Below are 22,066 nucleotides of genomic sequence, written 5' to 3' on the forward strand. Positions count from 1 at the left end.
GTTGAGTAGCGTAGGAGTTTGCTCGTTAACTCGCACGGCTTTCACCGCCACACCAAATTAAAAATTATGGTGTGGGGACTCCCGCCTGCCTAGCTAGGATTCGGTAAAGGGATCGAGACACTGACCCTCGCATCGCCATCGGCACCCCTGCCCGCAATAAATCAATCTCGACTAAATGAGACAGACTCTTCAAGACTTGCTGCCGCTTTTTCTCATAGGCGGTTCTGCCTTGACCCTTGCGCTTATTTTTGGGCGATAGCAATTCCACCACTGTGACGACGGCATCGGTTCCAACTTCTCGCACCTCCAGATAGCGCTCTCTCACCGATTCCGGCATCGGCAGAGTGACCTGGACAGGACGAGATTGAACAGCTACAGCTATTGAGCTTGAGGGCACCGGATCGCTCACCGCCGGAGTCGAGGAGAGTATCAGAGCATCCGGGACTCCGACCAGTAGTTCCTCATCCGCTTCGTCATCTAAATAGGTTCGAGTTTCGACCGCTACATAATACTTGGGGCGCAACTCAGGCGTGAGGGCATCCGAAATCGCCACAATCAGACGGTTGTGAAATTCTGACCAAAACACAGGCGGTTCTAGATACGGATTCATTCCCGGAAACGGCGACGGCATGAAGTCCTCCTCAGCCCTGAAGTTGCTTTGATTTTACCGTACTTCTGATTTCGCTTCTCAATCCATATCGTATGCTAGTCATGTTCCAGCTAATGGTGATCGTCTGTAGGCAGAAAGGAGACAATCTTGAAACCGAAGCTCAGAGTGATTCCAGAAATTCAGATTATTCTGGTCGATCGGGCGCACCCCAAACCGCCACTCTAGTTTTTTGGCGGATCGAAGCGAGGGCGCAAACCCTGAGGAATCTGTTGAACACCAGAACCTGTACAAATGAATAGTTTCAAGGATCTCCTAAACATCGCAGCGAAAAGGTTTTGGCTAAAACTGACGTTTCAGTCGAGGTTCGCCAAAATAGACTGTAAAATTTCCTCATAGAGTAGAGTTCCAAAGGACGGGGTTTCACAACCACTAATCCCGGCAACAGAACTGAAACATATTGAAACTCGATCGGACTCATGACCACAAATCAGCCAAACCGCGAGCACAAACGTGTGAAATATTAGCTGAGGAAAGCACCCTGCTTACTCTAGCGGTTAGCTTTGTGTAGATCGGTCAGAACTGTCGCTGATTGGCGACAGAACCACTAGAATTATGACTACACACCCCCGATCGAGCGGCTAAAACGTTGCCCACACCAATTTTGGTTTAGGAGATTATATGGTGATTCGCCCCTCTCATGTTCAGCTTCATCACACTTCTCAGCTTGGGAGACGACACTTTTTTCGATACTTGGCGGGTGGTGCAACGGCAGCACTTGCACTTGGACAACTCCGACCTGCGGAGAGCCTTGAACCAACCTTAGAAGAACTTTGCTCCGCCTCGCCGCTCAATTCGCGCTGTCAAAACTACTTACCTGGCGTACAAGCTAAAGACGAGCAGGGGCAGCTCATTCAAGCCAACCAACTTTTGTCAACCCCCCAATCGGGCAATCGGATCGCTGTGAAAGGACTCGCTGACCCCGCGATCGTCTATCTCGTCATCACTAGCCCCCCCCAAATTGCCGAGTATGCTATTAGTTCGGTCTGCACTCATTTGGGCTGTACTGTAGCTTGGAAGGCAGATCAAAAGCAGTTTGTTTGCCCTTGTCATGGGTCGCGCTATGACGACCAAGGTCGAGTGGTTCAGGGACCTGCTCGGCGCAGTCTAGGACTGGTCACGGTAGTGGTTAAGCAAAATCAGGTTCGCCTAGTTGCCCGTCCACCTGCCTTCGACCCCAGAAGTAAGACTCTCGGATTCCCCAGATAGTTCGGTACTCAGTCTCTCGTGGGCAGCAGTGCATCTCTAACCGCACATTACTAGCTGATGCAACTGAACCAAAATTCTAAGCGCTTCTGGCTCGCCCAAGCTGTTGAGAAAGCGACTGAGATTTTAACAGGGGCGCAGGTCGTCGTCGAATCTCTTCCGCGATGGTTGCTATTTGGGTCTGTCGTTGCTGAGTGCAGGTATGAAATGCCCTCCTCACGAAGTGGGGCAAGCCCTCGTCAACCCTTCTCCCTGGGGAGGAAGAAGCCAGAAATCCTGTCCCCTCTCCTTTTGGGAGAGAGCTAGGGTGAGGGTAAAATCTATGCTTCATCGATCGATTCAGCAACGCCCAATGTTCTATTGTGACATTCCTTCACCTAGTCAAAGGCGATCGCGCTGTCACCGCAGCTACTTAAACACCGCAAATTTTCTTGTGTAATAAATCCTTTGTTTGGCTAGTTCTTACACAAGAAAATTTGCGATGTTCAAAAGACCAACTCCTCGCTGCCCAACTTAGCTCAAGACATCACTCATCTTTAGATTGAACTGCATCCAACAATCTGCTCAGTCGTGAGTCTCAAGCTGGGAAAGGTTCTACCCGCACGCGTTCCGTGCATTAGTGAAGCAGCAATACTTTTCCTGTCTCTGCCCCAATCGGACTCGCCCACCGTCTCATACAGTTCATCAATCAATTCATCAATTGATGAATTTCGGTCGTCACCAATGCCACGATCGTGTCACGACGCATCAGTCATAAGCGCTCTTGAGATAGATGCTGTTAGATATCAGCACTGAGAATTGAGTCTGCCATAGCTCTATGAATCAGCAAAAAAGTGTTGAGTCAACTGTAGTGCGAGCTGGGTAAATTCAGTGGAAGCATCATAGCCTGACTCAGCCGCGCTGGCACACTTCTGAACTCCTAGCGGGATGGAATTGGAGATAGAACCAAGCTGTCGCTTCTGCCACCAAAATGGGATCGCCAGACTCCAAGAATTGTTGCATTCGTGCCAGTTGCTTCAAGCTGCGCGGCTGCGTTTGCGGTTGTGCCATTTGAATGGCTTCTTGATGCACAGCTTGCCATGCATCATCGCTGATCAACAACGCTTCAGGAATCACAGGAGTGTCACGAACCGAATCGGTTTTCTCTACAGACTGATGCTCATCCGTTGATGGTTGGATAGACCCTTTAGAATTGCTAGAACCATCACTAGAAGTATCATTACCGCCATTACCAGGTAATAAGCTTGGATGACATCTAGGCTCTATTGTAAGACAGACTTCCTCACTGATGCTATTTGTCTCACAGTCTTCAATCCTCAAATAGTTAGGATGCCAGAGATCTTTATGGCGATACAGTGATCCTCCGCCAATTCGATAGTCGAGCAAAAGTTTAAATCGGTGAGTTGCAGAACTAGGAAGTATTCCTTTCTCAAGCAAGTCCACGATCGCGCTTCTGATCTTTTCTCTAGCAGACTTCGACTGCTGCTCATTCCAATCTGGTAGGTTCTTGATCGGACTCTCCATTTCCTTCGACTGAGCTTTGTATTTCCCTAAAGCACTCCCATAGTGAAAGTAGTGACTTGACTCAACACATCGCGCCCATTCCTCCGCTCGATGATCAATCTCATGTTGGTGCCTACACCAGTCTGAGTATCCCGGCAGTGATTTTGCTACTCGCACCACTTCGTTTACTAAGGCTGCTCCTGTGAGAGGAGTCCCACTGGTCAGGATGTGATGAAAGACATACGATCGCATCGTGATGCGTCCCAACAGTCGATTGGTTTGTCCGGCACCCGTCCAGCCTATCTCGACTTCAGCATTCAGATCGTTGAGGTATTTGTCTGCTTTACCCGAAATGCGAAACGGATGTCGTTTGAATTGTTTGATGACACGCCTGATGGTCTTCGCGTTAACATCATTGCGCGATTTCACAACGTTCCAGTAACGCAGAAAGGTGTGACGATCACTCCAGACGGGCTGAAAGTCATCATCGAGCAGATAGGAGCCAATCTGAAGCGGGAGCCGATGCGCGTTGAACAAGCTAAAGGTGCCGTCACCGCGATAGGGTTTAGGGTTGGGAAAGATTTCTAGCTGTCCTGGTTTAAGAATAAATCCTGCGTTTTCGAGCAAGGTTGAAATGGCGATCGACAGTTGCCAAGAGCTTTGAGAGTCTTCAAACGGCAAATAGAGATGAATCCCCCTGCTATAGCTCGACGTGCAGGCAAGGTAGCTGGCGATGCCCATCGGTTCTAAAGCAGCGATGATTCGCTGGATGGCGAATGGGTCACGTTGAGGGTGATACAGACTTCCTGCGTCGATATCGAGCAGGCTGTACTGGGTTTTAGAACCAAAGCGCACCCCATAGAGCGTGCTGCCTTGATCGATGAGGCGATCGCTGAGAGGATAGCGTCGCTCAGTCTGCCACTCAACAGTTTCTCCAAAATTGGAGTGATTTGCCCAAATAAAATCGTACCGATGGGGAAAGAGGGTAAGAAATTCTTCACGTTGGTCGCGGACATTCTCAAAAAGCACTTTATCGAGGTCTCTCATGCTGGCTTCCTAGTGATTCCAGCTCTCGGCTACTTCTGCCTACTCTCTAAACTCAAGTTGCAGAACAAGCACGTCTCCACAATTTTTCGCAGAGATTAAGCTGTGTTGTTGACGGTCTGCGCTTTCACAGGATGATGGTTGAACGCACTTGAGCATTAAACAACCCGTTTCTGCCTGTTTTGAGTTGAGTCAACAAAAATTGCTAAGATTGCCTTTAGAGTTGGCAATAGATGCTGAAAGGGCTTGTTTGCCTGAGTTACAAGGATTCTTTTGTTAGTAGATTCTAGACTTCAAGAGCTATCAGTATTTTTTTTTCGTAGCGCCATTCTAGAGTGCTAGCAGGAGTCAAATTTGTTTTGTTGCGGGATGCTAGTGAGTTTGGCAATCTTGTCAACGCAGCCCGTTAGGACAATCCACAGATAGTAGACTTCCTGCGTGAATCTGGACAGCCCTCCTCACGCAGTGGGGCAAGCCCTCGCCAACCCTTCTCCCCACAGCGAAGAGAGCTAGAACCTCTTGTTCCCTCTCCCTAGGGTGAGGGCAAAGGATTCGTGCAGGAGGTCTAATGTGTTGGGATGCTATGAATTAGCCAACTCTGGCAACCTCTTCCATTAAATGTTGCCGCATCCTAGAGCCTGATGTCAATTTGTCAACCCACTCTTTTTAGGTCAAGCTTTGTTTCTCTAATCTAGTTCAGGAGGCAATTCTGTCAACACCGCCGCTAGATTAGGTGTGCCTTCTTCTCAGAAAGACAGACGGATTATGGGGCGACAAGTCTCTGCTTTCAGGCTAGATTACGCACAGCCGAGAATGGAATGGCTATTTAACGTTGTAGCTAGATTCTAGAGATGTTGTCAATTCTGTCAATTGTTACAGCACATTAACTTTTGTACGGGATCATCTAATGCCTGTGGTTATTGCTTCTAATCTCTAAGATGACTGCCAGTTAAGAGATTGAACCTGAAGAAGCAGTCAATCAAGTTGCACTATTGCCGCATAAACTCGCGGTATGTTGGTAGATCCTAGAGGCGAAGTTGCAAGATTCTAGTCTCCCTTGGCAAGACAAACCCATCTGAGCGACCTCTAGATATACGCATCTGATTACACTCTAGACTTTTTAAGCTCTGAACCTGCTTAACCATTTAGGGAAAAGCTGAGGTAAATTGACAAGATCAAGCTGCCGTATCCCAGTTCTGTGCTCGTAAATGTATACTGCTTTGACGTACATGGGCTTTAACGGGACTCCTGTGACTCAAATCAAAGACATTGCTTCCGATCCATCTCTTTTGACGAACCTACCTTCATCTGATCCTGTGCTGGTTTCATCGGATCAATTCCGAGTGCAGTCCTATGTCACAAAGTTGAAAGGGAGTAAGTCATTCTTGAACCTGGTGCTGGTTAATGTCGCGATGGGAATTAACCAGTTCAAACTGCATCTGGCACAAACACAGTCAAACGATGATGTCGATGTGATCAATCTCTATGACGAGACCGAAAAGATCGGCGCTTTGCATAAGCAGACCATGCTGCGACTTGAGCGGAGGTTTCGCTCAGTGTTGAAAACGGATGAGTTTTGGAATCAAACGGCGACCTGGATCTTAGTGCGACTTGAGCAGTGGCAACAAGAGAGTCTTATGCCGTCGGATTGCTCTGTGGTCGGAATGCTATCGGTTAAATCTGGGAGCAACCCAGCCCACAGTGATGAGTGGCGCGAGTCTTTGGTGACGAGTGCCTGTGCCTTTCACACAGCTAGCCAGTGGCTTCGGCATCTAGACTTATCAGGATACAGCGCTGCCGAGATTGATAAGCTATTAGGGATTAAGTCTCTTAATGCTGCGGCAACACGAGAACCTCTGTTTCAGGATACAGAGATTGAGCGGATTGCTACTGGCTACCCAATTCTCACAGGCGCTCAAGCGCTTATTAATTCTCAGTGGGAAGATGGAGAATATCCCTATTGGAAGAAACTGGTTGGAGAAGGGTTTATTCAGCACCAAATCGTGCGCCAAACCCCTTCAAACCAACAGATTGAACTGGTGCCCGGTAAAGCGGCATGGGAAATTATTCAGCAGTTTGGTCCTGAAGCAGCCTATGTCTTTTTAATCTTCTCCTCGTATGCCACTGATTCAGAGGAACCTTGGGCGGAGCAAATTCGATTGAAAGGGACTGATTTGATTCGGCTCTTTGGTTGGGATAAGCGGACTGACATCACGATCGCTCAAAAGCTCAAGAAGATCGGGCATTTGGTAGAGCTAGTCTGTAGCCTTTCCGTTTTGGTGAGTAATATCAACATTGGCGCAAAGCGTTACAACGTTGAGCGAGGTGCAATGTGGAATTTAGAGGGTCTAGGGTATGCGGGTCAGCTAGCGCTGACGATGGATCTCAAGAAACTTGACTCTCCGACCTATGAAGCGGGAGAACCCGATGAGCTATATATCAAAGTACGTCCTGGTGTTTGGACGGAAAAGTTTCTAAATGCAGGTGACATCCATGCAAAGGAGGCGCTGTTTCAATATGGCTATTTAGCGAAAAGCACGCTTCAAATCAATCCCTACCGTCAACGATTAGCTTCAAAACTTGCCATTTTTCTGACTATTATGAGTCGGATTCGAGAGGATGGTCGCTATGAGGTGCGAACCTTGCTAGAGCGACTAGAGCCGAAAGAACTTTTGGAGGGAGTTCAGGACGATCGCTTACGCCGCGTGAAATTGATCAATCAATGGGATAGCGCTCTGTTGACTCTTAAAGAACTGGGATGGGAAATCGATTTTGATCAGGCAACTTATCCAGAGAGCATCCGACCGGATTGGTCGGTGAGTGATGATTTTGATTCTGGATATCGCCCCCGCAACTGGCTAGCAACCTGGCTCAAAGCGATCGTGATTATCAAGCCCTCTGTGAAAATTCAGGAAAAGCTAGGCGGTCAGGCACCTGTAGCACTGAAGCCTGCGCGGGTGCCTATTCAAACGTCTCTGCTAACAGGTGATGCAATTCAAGCAGCGCTTGACGTGAAAGGTATGACCAAAGCGCAACTAGCAGATACATTAAAGGTTGACCGATCGTTAGTCACTCGCTGGCTTAAAGGGCAAAGAACAATTCAGCCGAAACATCAGGCTCAAATTAAAGCGCTGCTAGGAGAGCTTGATAAAAGCTGAGGTTCATTGCGAAATCAAACAACTGTATTAGATTAAATTTTTCTTGTGTAAGAGATCGTGAAAAGACTCATTATATTACACAAGATACTGAATCTTTCCTTTTTGCAACTGAAGTCAAAGGGTTGAAAAATGGGCTGTGACTGCGACTGGAGCCAGCAAAAGGAGTTAGGCTACGCTATGAGTTGAGGTAGAGCAAATCGTGCAAGTCCGATCGTGACAGTGTAAATTCTATTCGTCAGGACTGGCATTCAATTTTCTTGTGTGAACTGGGTGCTGTTTCGCAAGACCTACACAAGAATCGAACGCTCTATTGAGTTTTCTATATCTCGTCAAGGATCGACCGCCGTATCAATACGGCTGACTGAAAGCTGTGAGACTTCTTGTGTAATCAGCGGTAGAATGAAACGGCTTATTACACAAGAAAAAATGCCGAGACGATCGTCGATCAGTTCGCTTCAGACCTCTATTTATTGCCTCAGTGTAGATGAACAGAAGCAGCTTCACGAATGGTTGGGCAAGCACTTGGAGGAACAAGCGTTTGCGGAGGTTGGAGTTCACAGAAGTGAGGCAGAACCCCGCAATTACGAAGGCAGAACTTACGTTCTTCAGAAGAGACGCTGTGGTAAGCTTCACTGCTCATGTATGGACGGAGAGATTTTAGAAGTTGGGCATGGACCGTATTGGTATGCTTATTGGAACGATAATGGAAAAACCAAAAATAAGTACGTCGGCAAGCGTGCGCCGTGGCAGAACAATCAATTGAAGAAGACTTCATGGAACCAGACAAAAGATACTTGAATAAGGCATAAAGTCAACGACGATCTGCTTCAGAAGTAAGGTCAGACTGCTTTCACTATTCTTTCCTAAATGGCATTATCCTCAGTGAAACTGACTGTGGCGATCGGCGATCACTGCATTGTGTACACCAATCACGATCCCGTCCTAGATATCCCCTAAGAGTTTAAGTCGCGATCGCACTCGAACAACCCGGTTTGCAGCAAAGGCTCAGGTACTCAGCTAGAGTCTGTTCATATCGCGTCTGTTCAAAAAATGTGTAGCGACCTGGATAGACTGAGATCTTGCACCTGATTAAAACCCCCCATTAGCCCGAACTTCAGTTCAGGGCGGGTTGTCGGGCTGACTGAGAATGCTGCAAGACATCAGCAGGTGGTCTCGATCGAGACCACCTGCAATCTTTCATAGGGTTCAACAAAGATGGGGAGGCAGCTACAGTGCAGCTCATTAGTTTTCCATCGTCAATGAGACCCCAGAAAATAGGTCTTTGACGAATAGATCATAGAGGGCAACGCAGCCCGAAGGGAGTCTTTTTTAAGATGGTATTCCGACCAAACCCACAAGCGCGAATACCAGTATTCGCGCTTGTGGGTTTGGTGAAGCAGGGGAAGTGTGAATACCAGTATTCACGCTCCTGAATCTGAAAAAGTTTGTAAGCTTGCTGCTTAAACTTTGCGATTTGCGAGTATCATTCTCTCATCACTTCGGAGCGCGCCTTCTGAGATCATCTTTGCTTACTGGCAATAAAGGGTATGAACCAGCGTAAATCAAACGCACCCTAGTAACGCGACGACATTGAACTTTGAAATTGTCCCTTCACTAAATTATGACCGTCCTAACTGCGTCCCAAAAGAAAACTTTCGCTAAACCATCTGTTTCTCAACCCATCAAACCTCTGTTGATCTCAATTCTGAATCAAAAAGGAGGTGTTGGAAAAACCACGATCGCGGTGAATCTCTCCTACGCGCTAGCGAAACGCGGCATTGAGACAATTTTAATCGATGGAGACCCAAACCGCAGTACCTTAGTCGGGGCACGATCGATTGTTTATAGTGAAAGCGTCCCCCTGCGAGTCATGAGCGAAACCGCCTCGGTCGGGCAAACTGGAAACTGTCGCCACTTCTTCATTGACACAAAAGCCCGACCAGAACCCCTTGATCTTGAAGAGATTGTACATCGCTCTACCTTGATTCTGATTCCTAGCTCAACGAAGCAGGATGAGCTGCGCGTGACCTGTTCTACGGTAAAACTTTTAGATTCCGTGAGCAGTAAAAAGCACCGAGTGGTGCTGAACCGCATTCATCCAAACACTGGGGAGGAAACGCTATCAGCGTTCAAATCAGGATTGAGATCGCAGGGCATTCCGGTGTTTGAATCTGTGATTCGAGACTATGCAGTTTATGATGAAGCTTTTGGTCGAGGGCTATCCGTTAGTCAACTTCGAGGCAAGACGGTCGAAAAAGCCTGGTCAGATATTCAGCAACTGCTAGAGGAGATTCTCAATGGCTAATCGGCTTGCAGCGGCTCTTCAAAACATCGGCTCAATGATGCCTACCGCAGATCTAGACAACTTGCCTGCTCCAAAAACTGAGCAGGGCAGGGAAGTCGTTGTTCGATTGCAGCTATCTGAGATCGAAATTAGCGATCGAGTTCGGCAATCTCATGATGAAGCATTGGTTCGCTCCTTTGTTGAGACATTCCGCACCTCTGGCTTTCGAGGCGTTCTTTGGGTGCGTCCGACCAACGCGGGACGCTATAGACTGATTGCGGGTGGAACTCGCTATTTGGCGTGTCAACAGGCAAAGATTGAATATGTCAACGCTTTAGTCTTCGAGGTGGACGCAGTTGAAGCCCTAGATCTTGAGCTTGAGGAAAACCTTAAGCGGCGAGACTTTAATGATTTAGAAACCGTTCACGGCATTTTGCGTTCGCTAGAGCTTGAGTTGTCACTGTCTCGCGAGCAAATCATTGTCCTGTTTAGCTGGAACTCGCGAAATCGCCAACCCGATGGCACCCATCGCTCTCCTCGGAAAGACAGCGTGCTGGCTGAGATCCCCTTAGAACAGCTTGAAGCCTACTGGTCAATCATTAAGCTCAAGTTTGAGCGGTTAGGTCGCTACAGCCCTGAAGGATTTCGGGTTAACTTTTTGCCCCTGATTAACCTGCCCGAATCGGTTCAGAGTGCGATTAGGCAGGGGCACTTAGAAGGTTCAAAAGCACGTTTATTTGCCCGAATCACCGACGACGAAATGCGGGATACCTTGCTCGATCAAGCCATTGCAGACGATTGGTCACGGGATCAAATTACAGAAGCCGTCAAAAGCTGGGTTGGTAACCACGCTCCGAAAATCATAAACCAATCTGAAGAAGTACAGTTCTCAAGCCGCGTCAAATCAGTTTTAAAGCGCCTCTCAAAAGCGTCTTTGACTGGACGATCTCGCACAAAAGCAGAACGTCTCTTGAAGGAACTAGAGTCGCTGTTAGAGTCATAACCCATCGTCTATTGGGTCGTCGATTATGCTGGGCTGGGAGGGGTGCGATTCATTGGTAAACCAAAGCAACCTACGCTTACGGTTTATCAGTTGATTGACGGAGAGTATCAGCCTCAGCAGTTCCGAGGAGATGACCCAATTGAATCCTCTGTCCTGCAAAACTTAAATCTCACAGCTAATCAAGTCTTTGCAGCAGGAAGCTAGGACAGTGGCTGTGTATCTAGATGAATCATCTCTGAAACCAATGGAAATAGAAGCTCTGAGAGGACTGTCAAAGAACCAAAACTTAGAGCTGAAAGTTAAAGATTACGCATGATCTTGGTGTAGAAGCTCGCAGTCAGTTGAGAGCCTCAAGCCGTTTGTGTAGCACCCTTTTGGCTTGATAGTCGCGGTATTAAAAGCCGATACGCGAGCAGTTTTACGCGATCGTTCACCAGAAACCACGCCAGCGCATAGCCCCAAACAAACAGTGCCCAACCCCAGCCGAGGGGTGTCATAAAGAGACCATACACTGCGATCAACGTTGCCACTGTTTGCGTCCCGAATACTGCCATCAATAAAATCCGTGCGGGACGAATCGACCAGAACGGACCGCGTGTGCGCGTCAGGAAGATCGTCAGATGTCCCGCTACCGATAGCTTCAAATACATCAGGGTTTGAATGTGATCGCGATCGAGATGAAAGATACGTTCCCCCAGATAGAACAAGCCGAACGCGGCAACGACCCCGATCACCCCCAGGACTGTAGAAATCGCTAACACTAGGCGCATGTTCCAAGCTTCAGGCTGATTGCGGTATTGCACATTGTCATAGGCGATCGACAAGATCGCACCATCGTTGAGCAATGCCAGCATCACGATCATCACTGCGGTCACAGGGTAAAAGTTAAACACCAAAATCGCCAGCGTCATTAGCAACAAGACACGCAGCGTCTCGGCAATGCGATAGATTGAGTAGCTGTTCATCCGCTGGAAAATGCGGCGACTCTCCTTGATCGCAGCAATAATCACAGACAGTCCGGGCGTTGTCAGCACAATCGAAGCCGCTGCCCGTGCCGCGTCTGTTGCACCCGAAACGGCAATGCCGCAGTCAGCCTTTTTTAACGCAGGGGCATCATTGACTCCATCGCCCGTCATGCCCACAATGTGATGATGTTTTTGTAGAACATCGATAATGTGAAACTTATGTTCAGGAAACACTTGGGCGAAACCATCCGCTTGTTCGATCGACTGCGTGACTGCCGCAGTTTCTTGCTGCTTTGAATCGCCTAGCGCACTCGCATCGAGGATGTTTGTGCCAAGTCCCAGCTTCTTAGCGGTTTCTTGGGCGATCGCAATGGCATCGCCTGTCACCATCTTGATTTTGATGCCCATCTTGACGGCGCTGGCGATCGTGGACGCGGCATCGTCCCAAGGTGGATCAAACAGGGGTAATACACCCATAAATTGCCATTGATCATCCTTCTCCGATCGCGCCACACCTAATGAACGGAATCCTCGCGTTGCAAATTCGTTGACCGCTTTTTCGACATCAGGCTTCACCTGGTCAACATTCTTTGACAGTGCCAGAATTACCTGTGGCGCGCCTTTCGTCACTTTAAACGTTTTACCATCCGCGTCCTTCACCGTTGCCTCTGTGCGTTTATGCACCGGATCGAAGGGGGTGAAGTGAACGATTTTATAAGTTTTTAACGAATCCTGATCTTTCACGCCGTCGAGAACAGCGAGATCGATCGTGTCGTCGTTATCTGCGCTAGATGCCAATGCCCCATTCAAAATCACTTGATCGGCGGGAATCTTGTTGACGCTGAACGGATCGCCCAAGGTCAGCTTGTTCTGGGTTAGCGTACCAGTCTTGTCCGCGCACAGCACGTCTACACCCGCTAATTCCTCGATCGCGACTAGACGACTGACGATCGCTTTTTTCTGAGAAAGTTTCTGTGCGCCGACTGCCATCGTCACGGATAACACCGTTGGCATCGCAACAGGAATCGAGGCAACCGTCAGCACCAAAGCAAACTGCAACGTTTCGAGGAGCGGGTCACGCCGGAAGAGCGCAACAATAATAATCAACGTCACCAGTACGAGCGCGAGGACGATCAGGTAGTTGCCAATCTTCAGCACTGCCTTTTGGAAATGGCTGTCTGTATGAGCTTCCTGCACCAGTTGCGCCGTCTTGCCGAAGTAGGTTTTGGTACCTGTGGCATAGACCAGCGCATTGCTCTCACCCCGACGCACGATCGAGCCAGAGAATACTGCGTCGCCAGCGTTGCGGGTAGCAGGCAGAGATTCGCCCGTCAGCGTAGACTCATCGATCGACATCGAATCGCCATCTAACAAGCGGGCATCGGCGGGCACAATGTTGCCTAACCGAAGCCGAATCACATCGCCTGACACCAGTTCACGCGCGGGTAAAGTCACCCATTTTCCATCTCGTTTTACCTGAGTCTGAGTCGCAAGTTTAGCCTTTAGAGCCGCGATCGCGTTGCCCGCCTGACGCTCCTCCCAAAAGCCGACTACCGCATTAGTCAACAGTAAAACGAGAATGATAAAGAAATCTGCCCAGTGTCGCACCACGCCTGACAAAATCACGGCGACTTCGATCATCCACGGAATCGGACCCCAGAAATAGCTGAGAAATTTTAGGAGTGGGTTAGTCTTCTTTTCCTCAATCTCGTTCGGTCCATTTTCAGTCAGGCGCTTTTTTGCTTCTGCTTGCCGGAGACCATCGGGTGACGACTCTAATCTTTTCTGCACTTCTGGCAGCGGCAGAGTTTTCAAATCATCCTTGGCATCGGGCTGCGCTTTAGGAGCTTTGGAGCGATCGGTACTGGATTTCATGATAGATCTTCCTTTTGTTTTTACTACCGTCAGCTTTATTGAAAGGCTTGCCGTCTTCAGCTCTCGCTCTCAAGCATTACCTTTGCTTGCAAAAGTTCCTGGTGTTGTGCCTCACTGACCTTGGGGTAGTGAAGATTGAGCTTCTTTAGTTGGGCGTAAATGATGCCTGCGACAGCAAGACGAGTAAACCATTTATGATCGGCTGAGATGATGTGCCAGGGTGCTGACTCTGTGCTGGTGTGATTGAACATATCTTCGTAAACAGTCATGTAGGCATCCCAAAAGGTGCGCTCCTTCGCATCATTGGTGGAGAATTTCCAGTTTTTCTCAGGTCGATCGATGCGTTCTAAGAAGCGTTGCTTTTGTTCTTCTTTGGAGACATTCAGGAAAAACTTTAGGATTACTGTCCCGTTCTTGACAAGATAGTTCTCGAAGTTGTTGATCTCCTCAAAGCGCTGCTTCCAAAGGTGTGGGTCGATGAGACTAGGTGGAAGGTTCCGCTGCTCGATGATTTCTGGATGGACTCGTGTTACTAAGATTTCCTCGTAATAAGAGCGGTTAAAAATGCCAATTTTTCCTCGTTCCGGTAGCGCTTTAGAACATCGCCATAGATAGTCGTGATTCAACTCTTCTGTAGACGGAGCTTTAAAGCTATGCACTTGGCACCCCTGGGGATTGATACCAGACATGACGTGCTTGATGGTACTATCTTTACCCGCCGCGTCCATCGCCTGGAGAATGATCAGCAACGAGTACGTATTTTGGGCATAAAGCATATCTTGGTAATGCTTTAAAGCCTCAATGACTTCCTGTAAGTCACTTTTAGAGTCCGACTTCTTCAGATAATGGGCTTTGTAATCTGGGTCGTAGTCTTTGGCAAGGGAAATTTTCTGCCCCGGCGGAACCATAAAGGGACGCATAAATTCGGTGTGACTTTTGCTGTCAAATAGATTTAACGATGAATCTTTCTGTTTATGGTGTTTGGTCATCTTTTTGCGCCTCTCCTGTCAAGGTAATGTGTTGAGATATGCGATCAAGTTAGCCAGATCATCATTGCCGATGTTGCATTGGGGCATATCTCGATGATTTCTGCGTCTCCACAACGTAATACATGGGTTTACCTCAACTTTTCATGCGTCGAAGCAGCATGGCGTTAATTGAGACAACGACCGTGGAGATCGTCATAAACAACGCACCAACAGCGGGGGAAAGTACAATTCCCAACGGGTAAGCAATACCTGCCGCTAAGGGAATGCCAATCACGTTATACCCAGTTGCCCAGCACAAGTTTTGGATCATCTTGTTATAGGCGGCGGTTGCCAATTTGAGGGCATAAGCCACATCTAATAAATCGCTCTTGACCAGTACCAGATCGGCGGATTCGATCGCCACATTTGTACCCGCACCGATCGCAATGCCTAAATCCGACTCAGATAGAGCAGGAGCATCATTGATCCCATCGCCGACAAAGGCAGTAGGTTTATCGGCTTTTAACCGGCGAATCAGAGCCGCTTTGTCTTGGGGTAAAACCCGCGCATAGTAGCGATCGATCTTCAAATCTGCGGCTACCGTTTTGGCGACGACTTCCGCATCGCCTGTGATCATCACGGTTTCAATTCCCATCTCGTGCAACTTGTCGATCGCTTTCCGTGCATTCTCACGCACTTGATCGGCTAACCCAAATACTGCCAGAGCTTGTCGATCATTGAAAAGAACGATCGCACTTTCGCCACGCGATTCGATTTCTTTGAGTCCAGCTTGGAGAGTTGCCGCAAACTGTAATTTCAACTCCGCTACCCACTCTGGTCTACCGACTCGATAATGTTGCCCATCGAGCGAGCCTTCGACCCCTTGCCCTGGCACAGCCTTAAACTCAGTGACTTTCTTCAACTGGCTCTTGCGGTGACTGGCTTCTGTGACGATCGATTTGCCTAACGGATGCTCTGATAGAGATTCTAGGGAAGCCGCGATCGTTAGCGCGTCTGTTTCACTGATCCCTTCGGCATAAGTATGTTGGACTCCAAACTGACCTTCGGTGAGCGTACCTGTCTTATCAAAGGCGATCGTTTTGATGTTTTTCGCCCGTTCAAAAGCTTCGCGGTTCTTTACTAACACGCCATGTTTAGCAGACATTGATGTGGCATTAATAATCACCAAAGGAATCGCCAAACCTAAAGCATGAGGACAGGTAATGACGAGTACCGAAACAGCGCGATTAATTGCAAAGGTCAGACCCCCAATACCGACAGAAAGCCAAACCACAAACGTCAATGCCGATACACCGATCGCAATCAAGGTCAACCAGTAGGCTAGTCGATCGGCCAGGTTCTGATACTGACTTTTAGATGCCTGCGCTTCCTCCACTAGCCGCATAATCTGGCTGAGGGTGGTGTTGTCACCTGTGCGAGTAACGGTAATCGTTAATGCACCTTCCCCATTAACGGAACCTGCCACCGTTTCGTCGTGTTCTCGCTTGGTCACAGGGCGCGATTCTCCGGTCAAAAAGGCTTCGTTGACGCTAGAGACTCCTTCGATGACTTCACCATCGATCGGCATTTGTTCGCCGGGACGGATGATAATTCGATCGCCCTCAACCAATGCACTCACCGCGACATCTTCGATCTGTCCATTTACTTGTTTATGCGCGATCGACGGTACTAAATCTGCCAAACTCTCTAAGGCACGGCTGGCTCCCTGCACCGAAGCCATTTCAATCCAGTGACCGAGCAGCATCACATCAACTAATGTTGCCAGTTCCCAGTAGAAAGAATCTCCTTTTAAGCCGAGCGTGACTGCCACACTGTAAATGAAGGCAACACTGATTGCTAACGCAACCAGCGTCATCATGCCGATTTTGCTGCGAAATTCGTACCAGGCTCCTTTGAGAAATACCCAACCGCCATAGAAATAGATAATCGTGGCGATAATCGGTGTAATCCAGTTGGAACCAGGAAACTGAATGGCTTGATAGCCAAGCAAATTCTCGATTATCGGAGCTAGATAGAGAATGGGCAATGTTAGCCCCAGACAGATATAAAATCGCCGTCTAAACATGGCGGGGCTGTGTCCGGCGTGTTTGTCGTGCCCAGCGTGTTTACCATTACCACCATTTCCATGCTGACCATTTTCACCGTGCTGACTATGGGAAGCCCCATCCAATAGCTTCAAAGTTGAATCAGTTTTGCTGTGTCGATCGCTCATTATTTTCTTGCTCCCTGGAGGTTGAATGATGTGATTGGTTTCACCTTGAAATAGGTGACTGCGCCGATGACTTTAGCAGAAGTGTTTGAGCATTTTGTCGCTGAAAGTTCGCTAGCGGTGATGAATCTAATGAGTTTGGTGGTGTGCGGCATCAGCCTAAATAAGAAATCCCAGCTTTCTACCGTAATAGCGCTAGAAAGAGTTGACGCTAAAAGACCTCCAACACCAAGAACTAACGCGAGGAGAAGGAATGGACTAGCGGTGTAATTTGGGACGGAGGCTGCCACAGATAAGGAGGAATCTCTCATGCTTTGGGACGTAATCGCGATAGGATTTCCCGCGTTAAGCTGAGAGCCAAAGAATGGATGAGAGCTGATTGTTTTCATTTCAAGACCTCAATGAGTTAGACGGTTGAATTTGATAGCCATGACTTTTTCTGAACTAGCTTTTCAATTTGCAATCCTCTATTCAGGACATAAATTTATCCCGTCCCTTACTGGAAGATAGATTCAAAGTTGAATCAGTTTTGCTGTGGTGCTTTGTCATACTTTTAACGTTTGGTCTAACTTGGTTTGCAGATCGGTCAGGTGAACCCCAATTAGGTTGGGTAGAACAATGTTGGCAGCACCAACCCGACTGGGAGAACCAATTCCAATTGACCCCATACCAGCAGCGATCGCGGCGGCAACACCGACGGGGGCATCTTCCACCACCACACAGTGAGCCGGGGCAAGCCCTAACAGAGTTGCGGCATACAGAAAAATATCAGGGGCTGGCTTGGGTTTATCGACGCTGTAGCCATCGGCGATCGCATCTACGTGCTCGGCAAGCCCTAACTTTTCAATCACAGTTTTGGCATTCTTGCTGGCAGAGCCGATCGCAATTTTCATGCCCGCTTGCCTCAGTTCGTCCAACAGCGCGATCGCTCCGGGTAAAAGATTCTGCGGGGTAATGGTTTGGATCGATGCCACATAGTAGCGATTTTTGCGCTCCATCATTTCCTGGATCTGGGCCTCTGAGTAGGGACGATCGCCCACAATGAGCATCAAAGATTTGCGTCGAGCGACACCTCGCAGTGCCTCATTTGCCTGTCGATCGAAGGGCAAGTGTTCTTCGTCTGCTAGTTTCTGCCAAGCACGGTAATGAAATTCAGCCGTGTCTGTAAGAACTCCGTCAAGGTCGAAAATGAACCCCTGAATGTCAAGTGCGTGAGCAGGCGAGGGCACTAGATCGAAGCTGTGCCAGGTGCCGCGCCAGTTCAGCTTGAATTTGAGACGAGTCCAGGTGGGTGGGAGGTGCGGTGTGGCAACAGGTGCGCTGTCTTTGAGTTGAATGCCGCCAAAGCCAAACACCACAGCTTGCCAGACTCCGCCTGCTGAAGCCGCATGAATACCGTCGGTTGTGTTGCCACGATTATCGTCGAGATCGACCATCGCAGCCTGCATGAACTTCTTGTAGGCATCTGCTGCGTCACCTAAATTGGCGGCGAGGCTCGCGTGAATGGCGGGTGTCAGGGACGATCCGTAGGTGCTGTCGGTGCGGGGCGCGTAGTAGTCCCAGTTTTGTTGCAGCACATGATGGTGTTCATGGGTTGCTTGCGTGTCTCGCATCAAGTAGAGGAGCATCAACACGTCGGGTTGTTTGAGTACCTGCCGCTGATTGGTTTCGTCAATGCCGAGAACTGCTTGCATCGAGCGATCGCGGGGTTCATACTCGCTTAAATCGATATCCTGAAGCTGGAAAAACCCCTCAAACTGCTCGATTAGACCTGTTTTAGCATCGTGAGGAATATACAGCTTGTCAATCATAGTTTGCCACAGCCGCAGATTTTCTGTGGTGAGTTGTAGTTGTTGTGCCAGTCCAGTCGCCCGATCGGGAAACGTCTGCTGTAGCCACTCGTAGACCGCTACAGCCTTTTCGAGATGCCACTGCACCATCCGATTGGTGAAGGCATTGTTGTTGACCCGCTCATGGTATTCATCGGCTCCAATCACCCCGCATAGTTCATACCGTTCCTGCTCGGCGTGCCACTCCAATCGGCTCATCCAGAACAGCGCCGTGTCGAGGATGATTTCAGCCCCATAGTCGCGCAGCCAGTGATCGTCGCCCGTTGCCTGCCAGTAGTGCCAGACCGCATAAGCAATGTCAGCACTCAGATGAATTTCGCGATCGCGACACCAGATGCGGACTACTTCGGCGTAAGGGTCGGTCGAAATCGCCGTTTGGGGCGTTACCTCATCGCCAGTGGCGGCACTTTCCCAGGAAAACATTGCCCCCTGGTAGCCGCTATGGGCGGCTTTGCGACGTGCGCCCTCCAGGGTGTGATACCGATAGGTGAGCAAGCTACGGGCGATCGCAGGCTGCGTAAAAGTAAAAAAGGGCAGAATGAAAATTTCGGTGTCCCAAAAAATATGCCCCCGATAGCCAAACCCCGACAGCGTTTTGGCAGGAATGCTGACTCGATCGTTGTCTGCTGAAGCGCTGATAATGAGTTGAAATAGGTTGTAGCGCACGGACAACTGAGCAGTGCGATCGCCCTCAATGACGATATCGCTGTGCTGCCAAACTGCATTCCACGCCTGCTGATGTGCCTCGATCAGCAGCGCATAGGAGGACAGAGCCGCCAATTTGTCTTGAGCCGCCTGCACTGGACGTTCCGTCTCCTGGGACGTGAACACCGTCACCACCTTTTCCACGCTGATGGTTTGCCCCGCTGCTGCCATGAAGGTGGTCGTCAAGGTGTGATAGCCAGGAGGACTCGCCACCTGGAAGGATGCCTCGGTGCCGATTACAGCGATTTTAGCTGCCATGACGAGTTCAATGTGGGAAGTGCGGGTACGCACCTGTAGCCAAATTCCTTGCTCAATTCCCTGTTCAAGCTCGCCTTGATCGAGCTGCTCCCAGTGGTCAAAGCCTTGATTTTCGGGATACCCATTGAGGCTGGATTGTACCTCGATTTTCCAGGGAAACGGCTCCGCCAATGTGCCGCTGCAATCGATCGGTGTAATCTGGCAGCGCAATCCCAACATATGTCGATCGGCTAAACTGGCGAACCGCTCAAACCGGAACTCTAAGGTCTTACCCGTGGGGCTACGCCAGCGCACGAAGCGGCTCAGCACTCCATAATGTAAATCGAGCTGTCGTTCGTAGTGGAGGATTTCGCCGCGATCGAGCCGAAAGCGTTCTCCGTTGATGATGATCATCAACGACAGCCAGTCAGGACAATTTGCCAGTTCGGTATAGATCACGGGCACATCGTCATAAACCCCATGAATTAAGGTGGCTGGCAGCGCCTCTGGGAAGCCTTCCTCAAAACTGCCCCGCGTCCCCAAATAACCGTTGCCGATCGTAAAAACGGTTTCTCTAGCACGCAACTGCTCTGGATCGAAGTTCGTTTCACTCAACGTCCAATCTGTGTAAATCAAATCACGAGAGTGTTTTGGAATGTTCATAAGTTTAGGGAGTGAGGAGTAGCATTCCACAACGCGATGACGGGCACTGTGGGGTGATGGGAGTCGAAGCTAAAAATGCTGACCGACGCTGTGCCAAGTGGGAAATGCTGCGCTTCGATCACCGCTAATTTGATCCAGCGTGTAGCCAGAACGCCCCCAATCTGACCGTGGGAGAAAAGGGCGATATTGCCATCCAGCTTGGACAGACGAGCGAACAGTCGATCGGCACGGGCAGAAATTTGGTCGGGCATTTCACCGTGAGGACAGCCGTCCCGAAAAATAGTCCAGTCCGGGCGTTCTTGACGAATATCTACAGAGCGCTTGCCTTCATAATCCCCGTACTCCCATTCGATCAGATCCGGTTCGATCTCCGGGGCTTGATTCAGTCCGACCAGGGCACAAGTTTGTTGGGCACGCTGAAGCGGGCTGGTCAGCACTTGGGCAAACTGGATATCCCTCAAGTGCTTGCCCAGTTCTCGTGCCTCGTCCTCACCGTTTGGGGTCAACGGTACGTCCGTGCGACCTGTGTGCCGCCCAGAGAGCGCCCACTCAGTTTCGCCGTGCCGAATCAGGTAAAGGCGTAGGGTGGTAAAGCGATCGGTGTTCAAACTTTTGTCCATTCCATCTCTGCCTTATATTCGCCCTGGCGCGCCGATCCATTACACTTGGCTCGATGCAGCAGCACCTGTTGTGCCGCCGACACGTTCGACTCCTTGCCCTGCCAGAGTTCCAGCGCGGGTTGCTGAATGGCGCGACCAAAGGAAAACGTCAATGCCCAGGGCAATCGCGCTTTGAATCTCAGATTCATGGCATTTAAATGAGCCGATGCCAGTTCACCGGATTGACCGCCCGACAGAAATGCGATCCCCGGAACAGCAGCGGGAACCGATCGCAACAAACATTGCACCGTAGCATCAGCAACTTCCTCCACCGTTGCTTGCTGAGGACAAGCCAATCCCGGCAGCACCATATTGGGCTTGAGGATCATGCCCTCCAGCATCACCCGCTGGGTGTAAAGCTGTTGGAAGACCGTTTGCAGAACTTTCGCCGTGACTTCGCCACATTGCTCCAGGGTATGATTACCCGTCATCAGCACTTCCGGCTCGACAATAGGAACCAGTCCCGCTTCCTGACACAACGCCGCATAGCGAGCTAATGCCTGCGCGTTTGCTTCAATGCTCCCCACGCTGGGAATGTTGGTATTGATCGTCAGCACCGCCCGCCACTTGGCAAAACGAGCGCCCATTTGAGCATATTCCTGGAGGCGATCGCGCAAGCCATCCAGACCCTCGGTAATGGTTTCGCCGGGATGACCTGCCATATCCTTAGCTCCAATATCCACTTTGATGCCAGGAATGATTTCCGCCTCAGTGATCACTTGCACAAAGGGCGTACCGTCTTTTTTTTGCTGACGGATCGTTTCGTCGTAGAGGATCACGCCACTGATAAACTTGCAAAGACTGGGCGTAGTGATGATCAACTCCCGATAGACACGTCGGCACTCCTCTGTTTGAGGAATCCCCAGTTTGGCAAAGCGTTTGTTGCAGGTGGGACTGCTCTCATCTATTGCCAGTAGTCCCTTATCGCTGGCAACCAGCGTCTTGGCAGTATCTATCAGCTTTTGGACATTCATTTTGGGTTGCTCCATCTTCAGTTGCAGATTTTTCGCTGCTGTTTGCCCAACCAATGCCGTGCGTCCGTAGTACAG

13 protein-coding genes are annotated in these 22,066 nt (G+C 49.5%); 5 read left to right on the plus strand and 8 right to left on the minus strand.

Annotation, left to right across the window (positions count from 1 at the left end; all coding sequences use genetic code 11):
* Nucleotides 1-64 precede the first annotated feature (64 nt).
* Entirely contained in the window at nucleotides 65-631 is a 567-nt protein-coding gene (locus tag A8707_RS19575; protein WP_068818891.1) for a DUF4058 family protein, read from the minus strand.
* A gap of 657 nt (nucleotides 632-1,288) precedes the next feature.
* Between A8707_RS19575 and A8707_RS30310 the strand changes: the two genes are divergently transcribed.
* A complete protein-coding gene (locus A8707_RS30310) occupies nucleotides 1,289-1,876 on the plus strand; it encodes a Rieske 2Fe-2S domain-containing protein (RefSeq protein ID WP_068818893.1) in 588 nt (195 codons plus the stop codon).
* An 888-nt stretch (nucleotides 1,877-2,764) separates the two neighbouring features.
* Here the strand turns inward: A8707_RS30310 and A8707_RS19595 are convergent.
* The gene (locus A8707_RS19595) at nucleotides 2,765-4,423 is read right to left on the minus strand and encodes a hypothetical protein (RefSeq protein WP_068818895.1); all 1,659 of its coding nucleotides are present in this window, start codon (nucleotides 4,421-4,423) and stop codon (nucleotides 2,765-2,767) included.
* A 1,205-nt stretch (nucleotides 4,424-5,628) separates the two neighbouring features.
* On the opposite strand from A8707_RS19595, the gene A8707_RS19600 reads away from it, so the two are divergent.
* From A8707_RS19600 to A8707_RS19615, 4 genes are all read left to right on the plus strand, one after another.
* Nucleotides 5,629-7,578, plus strand: coding sequence for a helix-turn-helix domain-containing protein (locus A8707_RS19600; RefSeq protein WP_082906439.1), 1,950 nt, complete (start codon nucleotides 5,629-5,631; stop codon nucleotides 7,576-7,578).
* 399 nt (nucleotides 7,579-7,977) lie between these two features.
* Complete coding sequence (locus A8707_RS19605) at nucleotides 7,978-8,376, plus strand: DUF6788 family protein (protein ID WP_068818896.1); 399 nt, start codon at nucleotides 7,978-7,980, stop codon at nucleotides 8,374-8,376.
* A gap of 823 nt (nucleotides 8,377-9,199) precedes the next feature.
* Nucleotides 9,200-9,883, plus strand: a complete 684-nt coding sequence (locus A8707_RS19610; RefSeq protein WP_068818897.1) for a ParA family protein — start codon at nucleotides 9,200-9,202, stop codon at nucleotides 9,881-9,883.
* Nucleotides 9,876-10,865: a ParB/RepB/Spo0J family partition protein gene (locus A8707_RS19615; RefSeq protein ID WP_068818898.1), complete on the plus strand. Its 990-nt coding sequence runs from the start codon at nucleotides 9,876-9,878 to the stop codon at nucleotides 10,863-10,865. The genes A8707_RS19610 and A8707_RS19615 overlap by 8 nt, the downstream gene beginning before the upstream one ends.
* A 350-nt stretch (nucleotides 10,866-11,215) precedes the next feature.
* On the opposite strand, the gene A8707_RS19620 is transcribed toward A8707_RS19615, so the two are convergent.
* From A8707_RS19620 to A8707_RS19650, 6 genes are all read right to left on the minus strand, one after another.
* Nucleotides 11,216-13,705, minus strand: a complete 2,490-nt coding sequence (locus tag A8707_RS19620) for a plasma-membrane proton-efflux P-type ATPase (protein WP_068818899.1) — start codon at nucleotides 13,703-13,705, stop codon at nucleotides 11,216-11,218.
* 56 nt (nucleotides 13,706-13,761) lie between these two features.
* Complete coding sequence (locus A8707_RS19625) at nucleotides 13,762-14,694, minus strand: polyphosphate kinase 2 family protein (protein WP_068818900.1); 933 nt, start codon at nucleotides 14,692-14,694, stop codon at nucleotides 13,762-13,764.
* Nucleotides 14,695-14,827: 133 nt separating this feature from the next.
* A complete protein-coding gene (locus A8707_RS19630) occupies nucleotides 14,828-16,906 on the minus strand; it encodes a heavy metal translocating P-type ATPase (RefSeq protein ID WP_068818901.1) in 2,079 nt (692 codons plus the stop codon).
* A 542-nt stretch (nucleotides 16,907-17,448) separates the two neighbouring features.
* The gene (gene pgmB / locus A8707_RS19640) at nucleotides 17,449-20,358 is read right to left on the minus strand and encodes a beta-phosphoglucomutase (protein WP_068818903.1); all 2,910 of its coding nucleotides are present in this window, start codon (nucleotides 20,356-20,358) and stop codon (nucleotides 17,449-17,451) included.
* On the minus strand, nucleotides 20,355-20,978 hold the full coding sequence (locus tag A8707_RS19645) for a histidine phosphatase family protein (RefSeq protein ID WP_068818904.1): 624 nt from the start codon (nucleotides 20,976-20,978) through the stop codon (nucleotides 20,355-20,357). The genes pgmB and A8707_RS19645 overlap by 4 nt, the downstream gene beginning before the upstream one ends.
* Nucleotides 20,963-22,045 (minus strand): class I fructose-bisphosphate aldolase, encoded by a 1,083-nt coding sequence (locus tag A8707_RS19650; protein ID WP_231948217.1) that lies wholly within the window; start codon nucleotides 22,043-22,045, stop codon nucleotides 20,963-20,965. The genes A8707_RS19645 and A8707_RS19650 overlap by 16 nt, the downstream gene beginning before the upstream one ends.
* Between the last annotated feature and the right edge of the window lie 21 nt (nucleotides 22,046-22,066).

It is taken from the genome of Phormidesmis priestleyi BC1401 (genome assembly GCF_001650195.1).
Classification (GTDB): domain Bacteria; phylum Cyanobacteriota; class Cyanobacteriia; order Leptolyngbyales; family Leptolyngbyaceae; genus Phormidesmis_A; species Phormidesmis_A priestleyi_B.